Annotated in this window: 14 protein-coding genes; 2 read left to right on the top strand and 12 right to left on the bottom strand. The window is 72.8% G+C overall.

Going from position 1 to position 19,760, the window contains the following annotated elements; genetic code table 11:
* Positions 1–282 precede the first annotated feature (282 nt).
* The 3 genes from dapF to miaA form a co-directional block, all read right to left on the bottom strand.
* Positions 283–1,158, bottom strand: a complete 876-nt coding sequence (dapF, locus tag ABZ471_RS15525) for a diaminopimelate epimerase (protein ID WP_359066577.1) — start codon at positions 1,156–1,158, stop codon at positions 283–285.
* Between the two features lie 50 nt (positions 1,159–1,208).
* A complete protein-coding gene (locus ABZ471_RS15520; protein WP_359066729.1) occupies positions 1,209–1,721 on the bottom strand; it encodes a hypothetical protein in 513 nt (170 codons plus the stop codon).
* A gap of 108 nt (positions 1,722–1,829) precedes the next feature.
* A complete protein-coding gene (gene miaA / locus ABZ471_RS15515; RefSeq protein ID WP_359066575.1) occupies positions 1,830–2,768 on the bottom strand; it encodes a tRNA (adenosine(37)-N6)-dimethylallyltransferase MiaA in 939 nt (312 codons plus the stop codon).
* Positions 2,769–2,946: 178 nt separating this feature from the next.
* Between miaA and ABZ471_RS15510 the strand changes: the two genes are divergently transcribed.
* Positions 2,947–3,222: a hypothetical protein gene (locus tag ABZ471_RS15510; protein WP_359066573.1), complete on the top strand. Its 276-nt coding sequence runs from the start codon at positions 2,947–2,949 to the stop codon at positions 3,220–3,222.
* Positions 3,223–3,247: 25 nt separating this feature from the next.
* A complete protein-coding gene (locus ABZ471_RS15505) occupies positions 3,248–3,520 on the top strand; it encodes an antitoxin (protein ID WP_359066571.1) in 273 nt (90 codons plus the stop codon).
* A gap of 102 nt (positions 3,521–3,622) precedes the next feature.
* Here ABZ471_RS15505 and ABZ471_RS15500 read toward each other — a convergent pair whose 3' ends face one another.
* From ABZ471_RS15500 to ABZ471_RS15460, 9 genes are all read right to left on the bottom strand, one after another.
* Positions 3,623–4,336 (bottom strand): class III extradiol dioxygenase subunit B-like domain-containing protein, encoded by a 714-nt coding sequence (locus ABZ471_RS15500; RefSeq protein ID WP_359066569.1) that lies wholly within the window; start codon positions 4,334–4,336, stop codon positions 3,623–3,625.
* 169 nt (positions 4,337–4,505) lie between these two features.
* Positions 4,506–6,035, bottom strand: a complete 1,530-nt coding sequence (gene miaB / locus ABZ471_RS15495) for a tRNA (N6-isopentenyl adenosine(37)-C2)-methylthiotransferase MiaB (protein ID WP_359066567.1) — start codon at positions 6,033–6,035, stop codon at positions 4,506–4,508.
* Between the two features lie 330 nt (positions 6,036–6,365).
* Positions 6,366–7,577, bottom strand: coding sequence for a cytochrome P450 (locus ABZ471_RS15490; protein WP_359066565.1), 1,212 nt, complete (start codon positions 7,575–7,577; stop codon positions 6,366–6,368).
* 69 nt (positions 7,578–7,646) lie between these two features.
* Entirely contained in the window at positions 7,647–8,990 is a 1,344-nt protein-coding gene (ccrA, locus tag ABZ471_RS15485; protein ID WP_359066563.1) for a crotonyl-CoA carboxylase/reductase, read from the bottom strand.
* A gap of 75 nt (positions 8,991–9,065) precedes the next feature.
* Positions 9,066–10,259 carry a cytochrome P450 gene (locus tag ABZ471_RS15480; protein WP_359066561.1) on the bottom strand — a complete coding sequence of 398 codons (1,194 nt, stop codon included), beginning with the start codon at positions 10,257–10,259 and terminating at the stop codon, positions 9,066–9,068.
* Between the two features lie 29 nt (positions 10,260–10,288).
* The gene (locus tag ABZ471_RS15475; RefSeq protein ID WP_359066558.1) at positions 10,289–11,722 is read right to left on the bottom strand and encodes an MFS transporter; all 1,434 of its coding nucleotides are present in this window, start codon (positions 11,720–11,722) and stop codon (positions 10,289–10,291) included.
* 60 nt (positions 11,723–11,782) lie between these two features.
* Complete coding sequence (locus ABZ471_RS15470) at positions 11,783–12,544, bottom strand: alpha/beta fold hydrolase (RefSeq protein WP_359066556.1); 762 nt, start codon at positions 12,542–12,544, stop codon at positions 11,783–11,785.
* Complete coding sequence (locus ABZ471_RS15465; protein WP_359066727.1) at positions 12,541–16,467, bottom strand: acyltransferase domain-containing protein; 3,927 nt, start codon at positions 16,465–16,467, stop codon at positions 12,541–12,543. Before ABZ471_RS15465 ends, ABZ471_RS15470 begins: the two co-directional genes overlap by 4 nt.
* 11 nt (positions 16,468–16,478) lie before the next feature.
* Positions 16,479–19,760: acyltransferase domain-containing protein (locus ABZ471_RS15460; RefSeq protein ID WP_359066554.1), on the bottom strand; the 3,282-nt coding region annotated here is incomplete at its 5' end.

Raw genomic sequence — 19,760 nt, 5'->3', positions numbered from 1 at the left:
GGGCACCTCCGGCTCGTGGACCGGCGGACGGAGCCCAGGGCATGCGCGGCTCAGGGATGGCGACGTTCCCCCGTCCGTGCCGGTGCTTGATGCTACCGAGCCCACCACGCGCGACTGACCGCCTCTCGCCGAGCGTGAAACGGATCACCCATTCGAGCGATGACGACGAGGTTTAGAGTTTGCGCCACCTGCCCTGCACTCGGCCGCGGTTTCGAACGGTCCCAGCCGCCGGAAATCGCCGAACTCGGCGTCCGGAGACGCCCTTCGCTCGGATTCCCCAGGTCAGCGGAGCGCGTTTTCCAGCCACTCGGAGTCGATCTCGCCCTCGGCGACGATCACGGCGGGTCCGGTCATCTCGATCTCGCCGTCGGGCCGCTCGGTGATGACCAGGCGCCCGCCGGGCACGTCCACGGTGTACGTCGCCGGTGTGCCGGTGACGGCCGGGTCGGCGCCGTCGCGCCGGGCGGTGGCCACGGCGACCGCGCACGCGCCCGTACCGCACGAGCGGGTCTCGCCGGAGCCGCGCTCGTGCACGCGCATCGCGACGTGGCGGGGGCCGCGGTCGACGACGAACTCGACGTTCACCCCGTCCGGGTAGGCGGCCGCCGGGCCGACCGGCGGCGCGGCGAACAGGTTACCGGCGTGCGCGAGGTCGTCGACGAAGGCGACGGCGTGCGGATTGCCCATGTTCACGTTGCGCGCGGGCCAGCTGCGCTCGCCGACGCTCACCGTGACCTCCCCTTCGGGCAGGCGTGCGCTGCCCATGCCGACGGTGATGTCACCGTCCTTGGCGATGTGGACGGTCTTCACGCCCGCGCGCGTGGCGATCGCGAGGTCACCTTCGCCCACATGTCCGGCGTGCCGGAGGTAGCGGGCGAACACACGGGTGCCGTTGCCGCACATCTCCGCGATCGAGCCGTCGCCGTTGTGGTAGTCCATGAACCACTCCGCCTCGGCGGCCATCTCCCTGGCCTCCGGGTGCGCGGCGGACCGCACGACGTGCAGCACGCCGTCGGCGCCGATGCCGGCACGGCGGTCGCACAGGGCGGCGACGGCGGCCGGTGTGAGGTCCAGGGTGTTCTCGGGGTCCGGGACGATCACGAAGTCGTTCTCGGTGCCGTGGCCCTTGAGGAAGGCGATCCGCGTGCGCGTGCTCATTCCTCGATCGTAAGGGAAGGTCGTCGTCCAGCTGCAGGTCGGTGGGGGCTTCAGCGGAGCCTTGCTACGCGCCAGACGGCCAGGACGACCACCACGGCCACCAGCAGCACGTATCCGAGCACGACCCGCCAGTCCGGGCGGCGGCCCGAGCCTCGCGCCGGCAGGCCCGGCCAGGTGTAGCCCACACGGCGGGCGGCCATCATGCCCCAGCCGGCGGCACAGGAGCAGATCAGCAGCCCCAGCATGGCGATGACCGCGCCGCTGTCGCCGAAGTCGAAGGCGAGCGGGAAGGCGAACATCAGGGAGCCGCCGGCGGCCAGGGCCACGATGGGCGCGAGCTGCCAGATGCGCAGCCGCCGCTGCGGACGCAGCTCGACCTCGACCTCCGGACCGCCCGCGTACATCTCCTCGGGTGTCGGCCCGTCGGCGGTCACGCCGCCCTCGATCTCGTCGGGTCCGTCGTCGGTCAGGGCAGTCAGACGGTCCTCGCCCTGTTCCGGTTCGTCACTGTCGGTGGTGACGTGTTCGGCACTTTGTGCGGTGTCGCGAGGGCCGGCCTCCATCGCCACGCGCCCTCCCAACTAGGACTTCACTTGGTCGATCGAAGCTCGATGATGGCACGGCCCCGGAGGCCGCGTTGACCCGCGGCGCATCCCGATGCCATGACGTGATCAGGCTGTGACCGGTCGTTCGACCCATGCCAGAGCCAGCTGCGGAAGTTCCGCGCGGTCCGCGACGGCCCCGCTCAGCCAGTGCACCCGGGGGTCGCGCCTGAACCACGAATCCTGGCGGCGCGCGAAGCGCTTGGTGGCCCGCACGGTCTCGGCCCGCGCTTCCGCTTCGGTGCACTCCCCGGCGAGCGCGGAGAGCACCTGCTGGTAGCCCAGCGCACGCGCCGCCGTACGCCCCTCGCGCAGCCCCTCGGCCTCCAGGGCGCGCACCTCGTCCACGAGCCCCGCCTCCCACATCCGGTCGACGCGGCGCGCGATGCGCTCGTCGAGTTCGGGGCGGGCGACGTCGACGCCGATCTGGACGGTGTCGTAGACGGAGTCGTGGCTGGGGAGGTTGGCGGTGAACGGCTGACCGGTGATCTCGATCACTTCCAGGGCACGGACGATACGGCGGCCGTTGCTGGGCAGGATCGCGCGGGCGGCCTCGGGGTCGGCGGCGGCCAGGCGGGCGTGCAGCGCGCCGGGGCCGCGCAGCGCCAGCTCCTCCTCCAGGCGGGCCCGTACCTCGGGGTCGGTGCCGGGGAACTCCAGGTTGTCGACGGCTCCGCGGATGTACAGGCCGGAGCCGCCGACCAGGATCGGCCAGCGGCCCTCCGCGAGCAGGGCGTCGATCCGGGCACGGGCCAGTCTCTGGTACTCGGCGACCGAGGCGGTGACCGTGACGTCCCAGATGTCCAGGAGGTGGTGCGGGATGCCGGCGCGCTCCTCGGGCGTCAGCTTGGCGGTGCCGATGTCCATCCCCCGGTAGAGCTGCATGGAGTCGGCGTTGACGACCTCGCCACCGAGTCGCTGAGCCAGGAAGACGCCCAGATCGGACTTTCCGGCCGCTGTGGGTCCGACGACGGCGATGACACGGGGGGCGGGGGGTGCGCTACTCACCGCACCAGTCTCGCAAACCTCACAGCCACGCCTCGAACGAGTTACGTGACGGCGGGCGTCCCGGGTCGTTGCACCGAGGTGCCGCCCGCCGGTTGCCGGAGGCGGTGACCCGGGTGGCGCAAACGGACGCACCGTTTGACGCGGGATTTCCCTCGCACGAGTAACGTATGGAGTGGATATGGGCGTTTTTGCACGGCTCCTCGGCAGGTCCAAGGCGACGCAGGAGGAGGCGGCGGCCGCCGCGCCGCAGACCGACACCGAGTCGGCAGCGGCCGAGGCGGCAGAAGCCGCTCCGGCAGCGGAGGCCACGGGGACGACCGAGGAGGGGCGCGAGGGTGCGGCGGCGGAGCCGGAGGCCGCCGGGGCCGCCACGGCCGAGGGCGCCGAGATCCCCAAGCAGCAGTCCGCGGACGAGGTCGCGGACAGCGAGGCCGGTGAAGGCGCCCGTACGTGACTGTCCCCGTGAGGGAAGGTGGACCATGGGTCTTTTGGACAATGTGAAGGCCAAGCTCTCCCCGGCCAAGGACAAGGTGTCGGACCTCGCGCGCCAGCACGGTGACAAGGTTCAGCACAGCCTCGACAAGGCCGCCAAGGCCGTGGACGAGCGGACCAAGGGCAAGTACAGCGAGAAGATCCACGCGGGCACGGGCAAGGCGAAGGATGCGATGGACCGCCTCGCGCACAAGGAGGGGGCGCAGGCCCACGACGCCACGACCCCCAGCCCGCCGGAGGGTCCGCCGCCGGCTTCCTGAACGGCATACGGATCGGCGGACGGCCGCGGAGTGCCAGGGCTCCCGGCCGTCCGCCGTTTCCCGGTCGGCCGGGCTCCACGTGTGGCCGTTCGATGTCCGGCCCTAGGACCAGGTGGCCACCAGGTATCCGACGCCGTACGGGGCGTCGTCGTAGAGCAGTGCTCCGCTCAGGCCCGCGCCCTCGGCCGCCCCTGCGAGGACCTGCCAGGACGCGCGGCCGGAGGCCTTCAGCTCGTACGCCAGCTCCGGGTCCAGCGCCTCGACGGCCGCCACGTCCGCGGCTCCCAGCGCTCGCGCGACCTCTGCGTCGAAGGGCGCTGCCCGCTCGTCCAGGTATCCCGGCGCCTTGAGTGTGCGGCACGCGCTGGCGTCGCCCATCACCAGCAGCGCCACCCGCCCGGCCCGGGCGCCGATGTCCCTTCCGGCTTCGATGCACCGCTCGGGCGCGAGTGGTTCCCCGACACCGAGTCCCTCGATCGGGGCATCCGCCCAGCCGGTGCGCTCCAGCAGCCAGGCGCCGACGGCCAGCGACGGCGGCAGCTCGCGCTCGGGGACGGCGTCCGTGGCGGGGCCCAGCCGAACGTCCAGGTCGACGCCGAAGCCGCGGAAGGAGCCCGGGGTGCCCTGCGGGTGCCGGCCGCGCCCGCTCTGCCCGGCGGGCCCGACGACGACCAGCGCGTCGGGGCGGGCGGCGGCGAGCACGCCGAGCGCGTCGGTGCACGCCGCGCGCGCGGTGTCCATCTCGGGTGCGGCCCCCGCTGCGACCTCGGGCACGAGCAGCGGCGGACAGGGGCAGACGGCGGCGGCGACAAGCATGACCGGCAGAGTACGCCGTGCTGCGGCCGGGCGTTGTCTGCGCGGAGGCGGACGCGCCCGGGTCGCGCGAGCGGGCGTACGACACCGTCACCGCCGACGGCGGCCGGCGCACCCCCGGCCGGGCCGGGACGCCGCGCCACCACCGGCGGTTCGCGACGAACCGTCCGGATCAGTCGCAGCCGCAGCCGCTGCCCGTGGCTACCGGCAGCGGGGCCGGTGCGCCGATCTTCGGCAGGCCGAGCATCACGCCCGCCGGCTTGGCGGCCTCCGCGGCGTTGCGCTTCTCCCAGGCGTCGCCCGCGCGCGTGCGGCGCACGGCGAGGACGGTGCCCTCGGCGAGGAGGTGGTGCGGGGCGGCGTAGGTGATCTCGACGGTGACCACGTCACCGGGGCGGACCTCCTGCTCCGGCTTGGTGAAGTGGACCAGGCGGTTGTCGGGGGCGCGGCCGGAGAGACGGTGGGTGGCGCCGTCCTTGCGGCCCTCGCCCTCGGCGACCATCAGCTCCAGGGTGCGGCCGACCTGCTTCTTGTTCTCCTCCCAGGAGATCTCCTCCTGGAGGGCGACGAGACGCTCGTAGCGTGCCTGGACGACCTCCTTGGGGATCTGGTTCTCCATGGTGGCGGCCGGGGTGCCGGGACGCTTGGAGTACTGGAAGGTGAACGCCTGCGTGAAGCGGGCCTCGCGGACGACGTGCATCGTCTGCTCGAAGTCCTCCTCGGTCTCGCCGGGGAAGCCCACGATGATGTCGGTGGTGATCGCGGCGTGCGGGATGGCGGCGCGGACCTTCTCGATGATCCCGAGGTAGCGCTCCTGCCGGTAGGACCGGCGCATCGCCTTGAGCACGGTGTCCGAACCGGACTGCAGCGGCATGTGCAGCTGCGGCATGACGTTCGGGGTCTCGGCCATGGCGGCGATGACGTCGTCCGTGAAATCGCGCGGGTGCGGGGAGGTGAAGCGGACCCGCTCCAGCCCCTCGACGCTGCCGCAGGCGCGCAGCAGCTTGCTGAAGGCCTCGCGGTCGCCGATGTCGGAGCCGTACGCGTTGACGTTCTGGCCGAGCAGCGTGATCTCGGAGACGCCCTCGGCGACCAGCGCCTCGATCTCGGCGAGGATGTCGCCGGTGCGGCGGTCCTTCTCCTTGCCGCGCAGGGCCGGGACGATACAGAAGGTACAGGTGTTGTTACAGCCGACGGAGATGGAGACCCAGGCCGCGTACGCGCTCTCGCGCCGGGTCGGCAGGGTGGACGGGAACGCCTCCAGCGACTCGGCGATCTCGACCTGGGCCTCTTCCTGCACGCGCGCGCGTTCCAGCAGGACCGGAAGCTTGCCGATGTTGTGCGTGCCGAAGACGACGTCCACCCAGGGCGCCTTCTTCACGATGGTGTCGCGGTCCTTCTGTGCCAGACAGCCGCCGACCGCGATCTGCATTCCGGGACGGCTCGCCTTCCTCGGGGCGAGCCGGCCGAGGTTGCCGTAGAGCCGGTTGTCGGCGTTCTCGCGCACCGCGCAGGTGTTGAAGACGACGACGTCCGCGTCCCCGTCCGACCCCTCCGGGGCGCGCACGTACCCGGCCTCTTCGAGCAGTCCGGACAATCGCTCGGAGTCGTGGACGTTCATCTGACACCCGTAGGTGCGGATCTCGTAGCTCTTGGGTGCTGGAACGTCCACTGCCGGGCTCCGGTCGCTGCTGCTGGTCATGGGTCAAGGGTAGGCGTTCCCTGGTGAAGGCTTTCCCGGCACTCCTCGGCCTCGGTGCTTCCCGGTACCCCCACCGGCCGCGGAGTGCTCGGGCTCCCGGCGTCCTCGCGCAGCCCGACCCGGTCGTGGACGCGGCGCCAAGCAGCGCTTTCGGGGCGGGCGATGTCCCTGGAGGGCGTGCGGAGACCGGGGGCGCATGACGGGGAGCGAGTAGGTCCGCCGCTCACCGGTGACGGTCGCGTCAGGCCGCTCGAACGCGCGCCGGGCTGCGCAACGGGGCCGCACCCATGGCGTGGTGCGGCCCCGTAGGAAGCAAACCTCAGGCGTCCCCTACCAGGCGACGGGCAACGACGTCACGCCGTGGATCAAGCGGCCGGAGGAGCGCGGTACCTGCTCCGCCGGCACGGCCAGCCGGAGCGTGGGGAAGCGGCGCAGCAGGCTGCCGATGACGATCTCCAGCTCGAGGCGGGCCAGGCCCGCACCGAGGCAGTAGTGGATGCCGTAGCCGAACGTGAGGTGCTGGGCGTCCGGAGTGCGGTCGACGTCGAGGGTGTCGGGCTCGCCGAACCGCCCGGCGTCACGATTGGCGGAGGCCAGGGACGCGAGCACCGCGGTGCCCTCGGGTACGACGGTGTCACCCAGCTTCACGTCCTCCAGGGCGATACGGAGGGTCGCCTCGTCACCCGGCGGGACGAAGCGCAGCAGCTCCTCCACGGCGGCAGGGACCGCCTCGGGGTCGCGGCGGACCGCCTCGAACTGCTCAGGGTGTGTCAGCAGCGCCAGGACACTGTTGGCGATCTGGTTGGTCGTGGTCTCGTGACCGGCGATGAGGAGGGTGATCGCCAGGTGGAGCAGCTCCTCCTCGTCGAGCCGTTCGGCGTCCGCCTCATGGATCGACACGAGGGCGGAGAGGAGGTCGTCGCCGGGCGCCTCCCGCTTGGCGGCGATGAGGCCGCCCAGATAGGTGGCCAGGCCCATGTGGGCCGCGCCGATCTGCTCGACCGGCAGGGAGACGGTCGACAGGACGATGCCGGACCATTCGGCGATCTGCTCGCGTTCGTCGAGCGGGACCCCGAGCAGTTCGCAGATGACGGTCACGGGCAGCGGGAAGGCGAGGGCGGGAACCAGGTCGGTCGGGGACCCGGTCCGCTCCATCGCGTCCAGCAGCTCGTCGGTGCAGCTCTGGATGCGGGGCCGCAGGGCCGCCACCCGGCGGGCAGTGAACTCCCGGGAGACCAGCCGGCGTACCCGGGTGTGCTCCGGCGGGTCCATGCTGAGCAGGTTCTTGGCGTTCTGCGGCTCGGTCCCGATCCGGGGGGCACCGGGCCGGGCGGTGGCGGCCCGGCTGAAGCGGGCGTCGGACAGCACCGTGCGCACCGATTCGTAGTCGGTGACGAGGAGGGCGTGGTCGCCGCTGGGCATCCGGATGTCCGCGACCGGGTGCGTCTCCCTCAGCCGCTTGTAGTGCGGGCACGGTTCGAGCGCCGTGGGCCGCTCGAACGGGTAGGCGAGGGGGCTGTTCTCGACCGGGGTGTCGGTCACGTGCGTACCAATCTGTGTGAACGCGGATGTGGGGGGAGGACGGCGGTGCCGGCGGCTGTGCCGCCGCGCTCAGCCGGTCCGGAAACGATTGAGGGCGGGCTCGTGCCGGGCCCGCAGCTCGGGGTCGGTGACGCCCAGGCCCTCCTGGGGGGCCAGGCACAGCACGCCGACCTTGCCGTGGTGCCGGTTGCGGTGGACGTCGCCCACCGCCTGGCCGATCTCGGCGAGCGGGTAGGTACGGGAGAGCGTGGGGTGGATCCGGCCCTTGGCGACGAGGCGGTTGGCCTCCCAAGCCTCACGGTAGTTGGCGAAGTGGGAGCCGATGATCCGCTTGAGGTGCATCCAGAGGTAGCGGTTGTCGAACTCGTGCCGGTAGCCGGAGGTGGAGGCGCAGGTGACGACGGTCCCGCCCCTGCGGGCGACGTAGACCGAGGCGCCGAAGGTCTCCCGGCCCGGGTGCTCGAAGACGATGTCGACGTCCTCGCCGCCCGTCAGCTCGCGGATCCGGCTGCCGAGGCGCTTCCACTCCCGGGGGTCCTGGGTGTGCTCGTCCCGCCAGAACCGGTAGTCCTCGGCGCTGCGGTCGATGATCGCCTCGACGCCCATCGCACGGCAGATCGCCGCCTTCTGCTCGCTGGAGACCACGCAGATCGGTATCGCGCCCCCCGCGAGCGCGTACTGGGTGGCGTACGAGCCGAGACCGCCGCCCGCACCCCAGATCAGCACGTTGTCGCCCACCTTCATGCCCGCGCCGTTGCGCGAGACCAGCTGGCGATAGGCGGTGGAGTTGACCAGACCGGGTGCGGCGGCCTCCTCCCAGGTGAGGTGAGCGGCCTTCGGCATCAGCTGGTTGGCCTTCACCAGCGCGAGGTGGGCCAGGCCGCCGAAGTTGGTCTCGAAGCCCCAGATCCGCTGCTCGGGGTCGAGCATCGTGTCGTCGTGGCCCGCCGCGTCCTCCAGCTCGACGGACAGGCAGTGCGCGACCACCCGGTCACCGGGCTGCCAGCGGCGCACTCCGGGTCCGGTGCGCAGCACCACCCCGGAGAGGTCCGAGCCGATCACGTGGTAGGGCAGGTCGTGCCGGGCGGCCGGGCCTCCGGTGCGGGCGTAGCGCTCCAGGAAGGCGAAGGTCGGCACGGGCGAGAACAGTGCGCTCCACACCGTGTTGTAGTTGACGGAACTCGCCATGACGGCGACCAGGGCCTCGCCGGGGCCGGGCTCCGGGGTCGGTACGTCACTGATGTGCAGGGCCTTCGCGGGCTCCCGGTCCTGGACCGGGAGTCCGTCGAACATGTGCTGCTCGTCCTTGAAGAGCACGGCAGCTCGATAGGACTCCGGTACCGGCAGGGACGCGAAGTCGCGTGACCCTGCGTCCGGTGACTCGATCGCGGCGACCAGGTCGGCTATCACCACAGACTCCCGTGGGTGTAGGGGGCTTCGGATCCGGCAGGTGGTGGCCGGGTCGGCCGGCCACCACCTTCGGCGGGTCTACTGGTGGAGCTTCACCGGAAGCTCGGTCAGGCCCCGCATCACCAGTCCGGGCCGCCACTTCAGGTCGGCCGATGCGTCCAGACGCTCCATCTTGGGGAAGCGCTCCAGCAGATGACGGAAGGCGATGTGGGCCTCCAGCCGGGCCAGCGGAGCGCCCAGGCAGTAGTGCATGCCGTAGCCGAAGGCCATGTGCTGGTTCGGGCTGCGCTCGGCGTCGAAGGTCATCGAGTCGGTGAAGACCCGCTCGTCGCGGTTGGCCGACAGCAGGGAGATCAGGACCAGCTCCCCCTCCTGGATGGTCTGGCCGCCGAGTTCCAGGGTCTCGGTGGCGACCCGGAAGCTCGCGCCGGGCACCGGGCTCTCGAAGCGCAGGAACTCCTCGACGGCCCCCGGGATCGCCTCGTGGTCGGCCCGCAGGCGGTCGGCCAGCTCCGGGTCGGCGAGCAGCAGGGCCGTGCCGTTGCCGAGCAGGTTCACCGTGGTCTCGTAGCCGGCGATGATGAGCAGGAAGCACATCGAGGTCAGCTCGTGCTCGGCGAGCCGGTCCTCGTTGTCCCGCGCGGAGATCATCGCGGAGAGCAGCTTGTCGTCCGGCTCGGCCCGCTTCTGCTCGACGAGGTCCCGGACGTAGTGGACGAACTCGGTCACCACGTCGACCGGGAAGTTCTGCGTGCCAACCCCCGAGAGGTAGGCGTTCGACCAGGTGCGGAAGCGCTCGTGGTCGGAGACCGGGACACCGAGCAGCTCGCAGATCACCTGCATCGGCAGCGGGTAGGCCAGGTCGCGGATGGCGTCGGGGTGCTCCTGGACGGCCATGTTGTCGAGCAGGTCGCTGGTCATCTGCTCGATCATCGGCCGGAGCCGTTCGATCCGCTTGGCCGTGAACACCGAGGAGACCAGCCGCCGCAGCCGGGTGTGGTCGGTGCCGTCGACCCGCAGCATGTGGGTGCCCATGCTGGCGCGGATGTCGGCGGGCAGGACGTCCTGGGAGACGATCCGGGTACCGATCCGGTTGGACAGCCGCGCGTCGCCGAGCCCCGCCCGGCAGTCGGCGTACTGGGTGACCAGCCAGAGCGGCACCCCATTCGGCAGTTCGACCTGGAACAGCGGGCGTTCCTCGCGCAGTTGCTCGAACAGGTCGTGCGGGGATTTCACACCGTACTGGGCGTAGAGATCGGTGAACGTAACCATGTGTCTGTGCTCCTTGTGGGATTGCGGGGTCAGTCGAGTGCCGGCTGCTTGGCGGCGGGGGCAGGGGCGGGGACCGGGGGCTTGAGCGCCGGGATGCCCAGCGCCAGTGCGCCGCCGGCCAGCAGGACCGCGACGCAGATCCACAGGCCCGGGATCACGGCGTCGGTGAAGGCCTCCGGCGAGTGGTAGTTGCCGCCCCGGCTGGTGAACACGGTGGTGAGGACGGCGATGCCCAGGGCGCTGCCGATCTCGCGGACGGTCGCGTTGGTGCCGGACGCCTTGCCGATGTCCTGCGGCTGGACGGAGCTGACCACCACCGTCGCGCTCGGCGCGAAGATCAGTCCGGTGCCGATGCCGCACAGCATGTACGGCGCCACCATCTGCCAGTCCGCGGTGGCCGGGTCGGAGATCAGGGCGCACCAGGCCAGACCCACGGCGGCGAGGGCCAGCCCCGCGGCGATCAGTCGGCCGGCGCCCACCTTGGGGATGAGCTTGCCCGCGTACGGTGCGCAGATCGTCGGCATGACGGCCCAGGGCAGGGTCCACAGACCGGCCACGAACGGCGAGTGGTGGCGGACCACCTGGAGGTACTGGGCGAGGAAGAAGATCGAACCGAACAGACCGAAGAACACGGCCAGCGAGGCGAGATTGGTCAGGGTGAAGGCGCGGCTGCGGTAGATCCGCAGCGGGAGCAGCGGCTGGGCGGTGCGGCGCTCCCACAGCACGAAGAGCACCAGCAGCACGGCGGCCGCGGCGTACTTGCCGAGCACGCGGGCGGAGGTCCAGCCGTAGTCGCTGCTGTCCACGATCGCCCAGACGAGGGCGAGCACTCCGGCGCCGCCGAGCAGCAGCCCGAGGAGGTCGAGTCCGGCGGCCGCGCCCCGGCTCTCGGCGTGGACGCGCAGCACCAGCGGTACGGCGATGAGACCGATCGGGACGTTCAGCCAGAACAGCCAGTGCCAACCGATGCCGGTGGTGATGGCGCCGCCGATCAGCGGGGCGATGCCGACCGCCAGGCTGCTGATGCTGGACCAGATGCCGATCGCCACACCCCGCTTCTCCGGCGGCACGGCCACGGTCAGCATGGTCAGCGACAGCGGCAGGACGGCGGCCGCGCTCATGCCCTGCAGGGCGCGCAGGGCGACGAGCGCCTCGGTCGAGGTGGACAGCGCGCATCCGACCGAGAACAGCACGAACAGGGAGAGTCCGGAGACGAACACCTTGCGGCGTCCGAACCGGTCGCCGAGCCCGGCCGCGACCAGCAGCAGGCCGGCGAAGCCGAGGATGTAGCTGTTGGTGACCCACTGCAGGCCCTGGATCGAGGCGTCCAGGTCACGCCGGATGGACGCCAGCGCGTTGGTCACCACCAGGTTGTCCAGCGCCACCATGAACATCGGCAGGGACACGGCCAGGACGGTCAGTCCGAACGCCGGGCGTGCCGGGGCAGCCGGTTGGTTTGCCATACCAGTTCTTTCTGTGTTGGGGGGAGTTGCCCGGCGACGGCGGCGTCGGCGGGTGATCGGTCAGCGCAGGCGCGCCAGGTCCTCGGTGAGTGCCCGGGCCACCTGGGTGTTCTGCTCGGCCAGGTAGAAGTGGCCGCCGGGGAAGCTGCGCAGCGTGAAACCGGATTCGGTGTGGTCGCGCCACTCCTCCGCCTCGGCGAGGGTGACCTGTGGGTCCTGGTCGCCCACCAGCACGCTGATCGGGCAGCGCAGCCGGGGTCCGGGCTCGTACCGGTACGACTCCACCGCCGTGTAGTCGCCGCGGATGGCCGGCATGATCATCCGGATGATGTCGTCGTCGAGGAGCAGCCGGTCGTCGGTGCCGTTCAGCCGGCGGATCTCGGCGATGACGCCGTCGTCGTCCATCGAGCGGACCCCGCGGTCGCGCAGCCTGGGCGGGGCGGTGCGGCCGGAGGCGACCAGTCCCAGCAGGTCGAGGGAGGAGCGCTGCTCGATCCGGCGGGCCACTTCGAAGGCCACGCAGGCCCCCATGCTGTGCCCGAACAGCACCAGCCGGCGCCTCGGGAGCGACTCCAGCACGGTGACGATCTCGTCGGCAAGGCGGGGGACCGATGTGATCGGCGGTTCGGCGCGGCGGTCCTGACGGCCCGGGTACTGCACCGGCACGACGTCCGCGACGCCTGCCAGGGCGGTGGCGAGCGGGCGGAAGTAGCTGGCGGAGCCGCCCGCGTGCGGGAAGCAGACCAGTGACAGGTCGGTGTCCTCGGGCGCCGGCTGGTAGCGGCGGATCCAGAGTTCTTGTGCAGTCAGGGCGTTGGTCATCCCCGTACCTCCGTGCGCAGCCAGGACGCGATGGCGTCGGCGGTTGTCCGATGGTGTTCGTCGAGCATCGAGAAGTGGTCTCCGGGTACGTCGACCACGTGGTGGGCGTGCTCCCAGCCGGTCCCCCGTTCGCCCCGGTCCGCGCCGGGGACCTCGGCGGTGGCGCGCAGCAGCAGCACGGGGGTCGTGAGGGGCTGCGGGCTCCAGTCCGCGAAGACCCGGAAGTAGCCGCCCATCGCCACCAGCCGCTGGTCGTCGAGGAGTTCGGCCGCCTCCTCGTTCTCCAGCAGCTGGGAGACCATCAGTCGGGTGCTGGAGCGGTCCGCGGTCCGGGAGAAGGTGTCGGCCAGGACGACGGCGGCGGCCGGCGTGCCGAGCGCGGCCAGGTGCTCGGCCACGGCGTGGGCGATCCATCCGCCGGAGGAGCGGCCGAGCAGCACGATCGGGCGGCCGGCCGCCAGTTCGACGGCGGTCTCCGCCTGGGCGGCGATCAGCGCCCGGGCCGAGCGCGGCAGCGGTTCGCCGGCCGTGAAGCCGGGGTGCGGCAGCGCCCAGACCTCGCCCACGGCGCCGAGTGCCGAGCCGAGCCGCAGATACTCCTGCGGTCCGGAGACGGCGCTGAGCGAGGGGAGGCACAGCACGGCGAGGTCCGCGGCGCCGGACGTGATGCGGACCGGGGTGGGCCAGCGGTCCGCGTCGGCGCGCCGTTCGAAGTCCGGCCGCAGTGCCGCGGCGGCGGTCAGCAGCTGGAAGCCCTCGGTGAGCCGGCCGGTGCCGTACGCCTGGCGGAACAGGCCGGTCAGCGGGTTCCCGGAGGGCTCGCCGGGCGCCTGCGCCAGTCGCTCCGCGAGGTGCCCGGCCAGCGCGTTGACCGTCGGGTGGTCGAAGGCCAGGGTCGCGGGCAGGGACAGCCCGGTGGAGTCCCGCAGCCGGTTGCGCAGTTGCAGGGCAGTGAGGGACTCGAGTCCCAACTCGACGAAGGACCGGTCGGGGTCGACGTCCTCCGGCGTGGCGTGGCCCAGTACGGCGGCGGCGGACGTGCGGACGTGGTCGGTGACCGCGGCGGCCCGCTGCTCGTCGTCGGCGAGCCGGGCCAGGGTCCGCGGCAGCGTTCCGGTGTCCTCCTCGGCGGCGGGCGCGGGCGCGAGGGTCGCGGGGAGCGTCGCGGCGGGGGTGGACGCCAGCCAGAACGAGCGCCGCCGGAACGCGTAGCGCGGCAGCTCGACGCGGCGGGCGGGCGGGAGCGCGGCGGTCCAGTCCACGGCCGCGCCCCGGACGTACAGCTCGCCGGCGGACTGCTGGAAGCGGGTGGGGTGGCCCTCGTCGCGCAGCAGCGAACCGGTGACCGTGACGGCGCGTCCGGCCTCGGTGGTCTCGGCGGTCTCCTCGATGCCGCCGACGAGCACGGGGTGCGGGCTCGACTCGACGAAGTACCGGAAGCCGTCCTGGATCAGCAGTCGTACGGTCTCGTCGAAGCGAACCGTCCGGCGCAGGTTGCGGTACCAGTAGTCGGCGTCCAGCTCCGTCCCGGAGAGCGGCGTGCCGGTGACCGCCGAGTAGAACGGCACCTCGGCGGGCTTCGGCGCGACGGCCGACAGCCGCCTCAGCAGCTCCTCACGGACGCTCTCGACGTGCGGCGAGTGAGAGGCGTAGTCCACCGGAACGCGGCGTACCCGCAGCCCGTCCGCCTCGCTCCGCGCCAGGAACGCGTCCAGGGCGTCGGCGTCACCGGCCACCACCGTCGCGTTCGGGCCGTTGACCGCCGCGACCGCGATCCGGTCCGCCCAGGGGGCGAGCCGGGGCGCCACCTGGTCGGCCGGCAGCGCGACCGACACCATGCCGCCGCGCCCGGCCAGTTGTGTCAGCACCCGGCTGCGCAGGGCCACCACCAGTGCGGCGTCCTCCAGCGAGAGGGCGCCGGACACGCAGGCGGCCGCGATCTCCCCCTGCGAGTGGCCGGCGACGGCGTCCGGCTCGATGCCGTACGACCGCCACAGGGCGGCCAGCGACACCATGACGGCGAACAGGGCCGGCTGGACGACGTCCACCCGGTCGAGGGAGGGCGCGTCCGGGTCACCGCGCAGGACCCGGGCCAGCGACCAGTCGACGTGGGGTGCGAGCGCCTCCTCACAGGCCGTGAGGCGGTCCCGGAACACGGCGGAGGAGGTGGCGAGTTCGGTGGCCATGCCGCGCCATTGGGAGCCCTGGCCGGGGAAGACGAAGGCGGTGCGGCCGGCCGTCCGGGCGGCCGTCGTGCCACGGACCGTGTGCGGGGTGTCCCGGCCGTCCGCCAGGGCGCCGAGCCGGTCCAGCAGGTCCTCGCGGCCGTCGGCGACCACGACCGCGCGGTAGTCCAGTGCGGTACGGCCGGTCGCCAGGGACCAGGCCACGTCGGCACCGCGCTGCTCCGGGTGGTCGAGCAGGTGCGTGTGCAGCCGGGCGGCCTGGGCGCGCAGCGCCTGCGGGGTGCGGGCGGAGAGCACCCAGGGCAGGGGGCCGGCGGGTGCCACGGACGGTACGGGTACGGGTACGGGCCGTTGGTCCGCGGTTTGTTCCGCGGTTTGTTCCTCAGGCTCTTCCTCGGGCTGTTCGAGGATGACGTGGGCGTTGGTGCCGCTCATCCCGAAGGAGGAGACCGCCGCGCGGCGGGGACGGTCCGTCCCGGGCCAGGGGCGTGCCTCGGTCAGCAGCGCGACGGACCCCGCCGACCAGTCGATCTGCGGTGACGGAGCGTCCACGTGCAGGGTCTTCGGCAGCGTCCCGTGGCGCATGGCCTGCACCATCTTGATCACGCCGCCCACGCCGGCCGCCGCCATGGTGTGCCCGATGTTCGACTTGAGCGAGCCCAGCCAGAGCGGGCTGCCGGCCGGGCGGTTCTGCCCGTACGTGGCGAGCAGGGCCTGGGCCTCGATGGGGTCGCCGAGCCGGGTACCGGTGCCGTGTGCCTCGACGGCGTCGACGTCCGCGGGGTTCAGCCGGGCGTCCGCGAGGGCCTGCCGGATCACCTGGCGCTGGGCGCGGCCGTTGGGCGCGGTCAGGCCGTTGCTGGCACCGTCCTGGTTGACGGCCGAGCCACGCAGCACGGCCAGCACCGGGTGCCCGAGCCGCCGCGCGTCGGACAGCCGCTCCAGCAGGAGCAGCCCGACCCCCTCGCCCCAGGCCGTGCCGTCGGCCGAGGCGGCGAAGGACTTGCACCGGCCGTCCGCGGCCAGACCGCCCTGGGCGCCGAAGTCCGCGAACGCGCCGGGCGAACTCATGATCGTCGCACCGCCGGCCAGGGCTGTCCCGCACTCCCCGCGCCGCAGTGCCTGGGCCGCCAGGTGCAGGGCCACCAGGGAGGAGGAGCAGGCCGTGTCGACCGTGACGGCCGGGCCCTCCAGGCCGAGGAAGTAGGCGATCCGCCCGGAGGCGACGCTGCCGGCGTTGCCGGTGCTGAGGTAGCCCATGGCCTCGGCGGGGATGGCCTCGGCCCTGGTCGCGTAGTCGTGCAGGTTGAGGCCGGTGAAGACGCCCACCTGCTCGCCGCGGGCCGCGGACGGGTCGAGGCCGGCCGCCTCGAACGCCTCCCAGGCCGCTTCCAGCAGCAGCCGCTGCTGGGGGTCCATGGCCAGGGCCTCGCGCGGCGAGATGCCGAAGAAGTCGGCGTCGAACTCGTCCGCGTGGTGCAGGAATCCGCCGTGGCCCGCCCGGTCGTCGGGCCAGCCGCGGTTGTCCGGGAACCCGGAGATGGCGTCCCGTCCTTCCGACACCAGCTCCCACAGCCCGTCGGGGTCGGCGACACCGCCGGGGTACCGGCAGCTCATGCCGATGATCGCCACCGGTTCATGCTGCCGGTCGGTCAGCTCGCGCACCTGTCTGCGGGCCTCCCGCAGGTCGGCCGTCGCGCGCTTGAGGTAGTCGAGGTACTTCGCCTCGTTGGTCACAGGGTGCGTGCTCACGACGACTCCAGTTCGGCATCCAGCAGGTCGAAGATCTCCTCGGCGGAGGCGGACTCGAGGTCGGCGTCCGCCGTGCGGTCCGCCGGCCGGTCCCGGGAGCCGGTGAGGGCGCGCAGCCGGGCGTAGATCTCCTCGTGTTCCGTCCCCTCGCCGGGCAGCACGGCGAGCAGGGCCTCCAACCGGTCCAGTTCCCGGTGGAGTTCGGGCACTCCGGACAGTTCAGCGGCCGCCTCCTCGTCCAGCCGGGCGGCGAGCGCGGCCGGGGTGGGGCAGTCGAACAGCACGGTCGGGGGCACCTGCAGGCCGCTGGCCGCCGTCACGTGGTTGCGCAGTTCGACCGCGGTGAGCGAGTCGATGCCGATGTCCTTGAACGACTGCGCCGGGTCCACGTCGTCGGCCCCGGAGTGCCCGAAGACCAGCGCGGTGCTGCGGCGGACGATGTCGAGCAGCGTGCGAGCCCGCTCGTTAGGCGACTGGGCCAGCAGCCGGTCCCTGGCCCCGGGAGCCGCGACGGGTTCGGCCGCGACCGTGCGCCGGGCCGGGCGGGCAGCCGGGGTGGGGCGCTGCGTCGTCGGACGGGGCAGGTCGGCCGGTGCGGGACGCAGGCCCACGGAGTCCGCCGACGCGACCGGCAGTCCGGCCGGGTCGGTCAGCAGCAGGGAGACCGCGCCCGGTGCGGCGGGGGCGATGCGGACGCGGGCGGCGGTGGCGCCGGTGGCGTGCACGGACACGCCCGACCAGGACGCGGGCAGCTCGCCGGCCGTGTCCGTCAGGCCGAGCGCGTGCAGCGCGCCGTCCAGCAGGACGGGGTGGACGCGGTACCGGCCGGCCTCCTGCGCCTCGGCCGGGGCGAGGGCCAGCTCGGCGTACAGCTCCGCGTCGCGGCGCCACACGGCCCGGACGGTCTGCAGCGCCGGCCCGTGGTCGAGCCCGGCCTGCGCCAGGCGCTCGTACAGGTCCTCGGCCGCGGCCGGTACGGCGCCGTCCGGCGGCCACACGGCCAGGCCGGTGTCCGGGGCCGGGCCGGCGGGGCGCAGTGTGCCGTGGGCGTTGCGGACCCATCCGCCGGGACCGGACGTCCCCTCGGGCCGTGAGTGCAGCTGGACGGTGCGTCCCTCGCCGGACGGGGTGACCGTCAGCCTGAGCTGCGTGCCGCCCTGGTCCGGCAGGACCAGCGGGGCCTCCAGGACGAGTTCCTCGACGAGGGCGCAGCCGGTCTCGTCGCCGGCCCGCAGGACCATGTCGACCACGGCCGAGGCGGGCAGCACCGGCGTCCCGGCGAGGGTGTGCTGGGCGAGCCAGGGGTGGGTGTGGGCGGCGAGGCGGCCGGAGAACAACAGGCCGTCGGATCCGGGCAGTTCGATCGCGGCGCCCAGCAGCGGGTGGTCCGCGGGGGCGAGGCCGGCGGCACCGAGGTCCTCCGGCTGCGCCGGCAGCGCGTCGAGCCAGTACCGCTGCCGCTGGAAGGCGTAGGTCGGCAGCTCCGTGCGCGGCGGGCGGGGCCCGTCGAACGCCGCCGACCAGTCCACCGGGGTGCCGCAGAACGCCGGCCAGTCCACCGGGATGCCGTGCACGTGCAGCTGGACGACCGCCTTGGTGAGGCTCTGCGTCTCGGCGGTGCCGCCGCGCAGGGAGGGGACGAAGGTGACGGCTTCCGCGTCCGCGGGCAGGCAGTTGGGGCCCATCGCGGACAGCACGCCGTCGGGGCCGAGTTCCAGGAAGGTGGTCACTCCGTCGGCCGCCAGGGCACCCACCGCGTCGTGGAACCGTACGGCCTGCCGGACGTGCCGCACCCAGTACTCGGGGCTGCCGAGTTCCTCCGCGGTGACCGGGGCGCCGGTCAGGGTGGAGAAGAACGGCGTGGTGACCGGGGCGAACCGAAGACCGCGCGCCACCTCGGCGAACCCGTCCAGCATCGGGTCCATCAGCGGCGAGTGGAAGGCGTGGCTGACCTCGAGGCGCTTGGTCTTTCGGCCCATGGCGCGCAGCTGGCCGGCGAGGTCGAGCACTGCTTCGGCGGCGCCGGACAGGACGACGGCGGAGGGCCCGTTGACGGCGGCGACACCGACCCGGTCGGCCATGTCTCCGATGAGGCCGAGCACTTCCGGCTCGGTGGCCTGGACGGCGACCATGGCCCCGCCCGCCGGCAGCTCCTGCATCAGCCGCCCGCGGGCCGCCACCAGGGCGGCCGCGTCCGGCAGCGGGAACAGGCCGATGACGTGGGCGGCGGCCAGCTCACCGATCGAGTGGCCGGCCACGGCGTCGGGGCGGACGCCCCAGTGCTCGATCAGCCGGTAGAGGGCGACCTCCAGGGCGAACACCGCGGGCTGGGTGAAGCCGGTCTGGTGGATCAGGGCCGCCTCGGGGCTGTCCTCGGGTGCGAAGACGATCTCCTTGAGCGGCCGGTCGAGATGCCGGTCCAGTTCGGCGCAGACCTCGTCGAAGGCCGCCGCGAAGACCGGGAACGCCTCGTACAAATCGCGTCCCATGCCCAGGCGCTGACTGCCCTGCCCGGTGAAGAGGACGGCGAGCCGACCCGAGTGGTGCCGGCCCTGCGCGACTGCGGCAGCGGGCTCACCGGCGGCCACGGCGGCCAGTCCGCCGAGGAGTGCGTCGCGGTCCTCGGCCACCACCACGGCCCGGTGGTCGAACGTGGTGCGCGTGGTCAGCAGCGAGTACGCCGCCGTACCCAGGTCGAGGTCGGGTCGCTCGGTGACGAAGGCGTGCAGACGCTCGGCCTGCGCGCGCAGTGCCGTCTCCGTCCGGCCCGACACCACCCAGGGGATCGGACCGGACTCGGCGTCGGGAGCGTCCTCGGTTTCGGGGGCCTGTTCGAGGATGACGTGGGCGTTGGTGCCGCTCAGCCCGAAGGAGGAGACGGCCGCCCGTCGCGGCCGGTCCAGCTCCGGCCAGGCCCGCTGTTCGGTCAGCAGCTCCACCGCACCCGCCGACCAGTCCACATGCGAGGTCGGCTCGTCCACATGCAGCGTCTGCGGCAGTACGCCGTACCGCAGAGCCATCACCGTCTTGATGACCCCACCCACACCCGCAGCCGCCTGGGCATGCCCGATATTCGACTTCAACGAACCCAGGAACAGGGGCTGTTCGTCGGGACGCTCCTGGCCGTACGTGGCAAGGAGTGCCTGCGCCTCGATCGGGTCACCCAGCCGCGTCCCCGTCCCATGCGCCTCCACCGCGTCGACATCGGCGGCACTCAGTCGTGCATCGGCGAGCGCCTGCCGGATCACCCGCTGCTGCGACGGCCCGTTCGGCGCCGT

This window comes from Streptomyces sp. NPDC005728 (genome assembly GCF_040630895.1).
In the GTDB taxonomy this organism is placed as follows: Bacteria; Actinomycetota; Actinomycetes; order Streptomycetales; family Streptomycetaceae; genus Streptomyces.
Note: the sequence above shows the minus strand (reverse complement) of the source record. Positions and strands in the feature narration are given on the sequence as shown.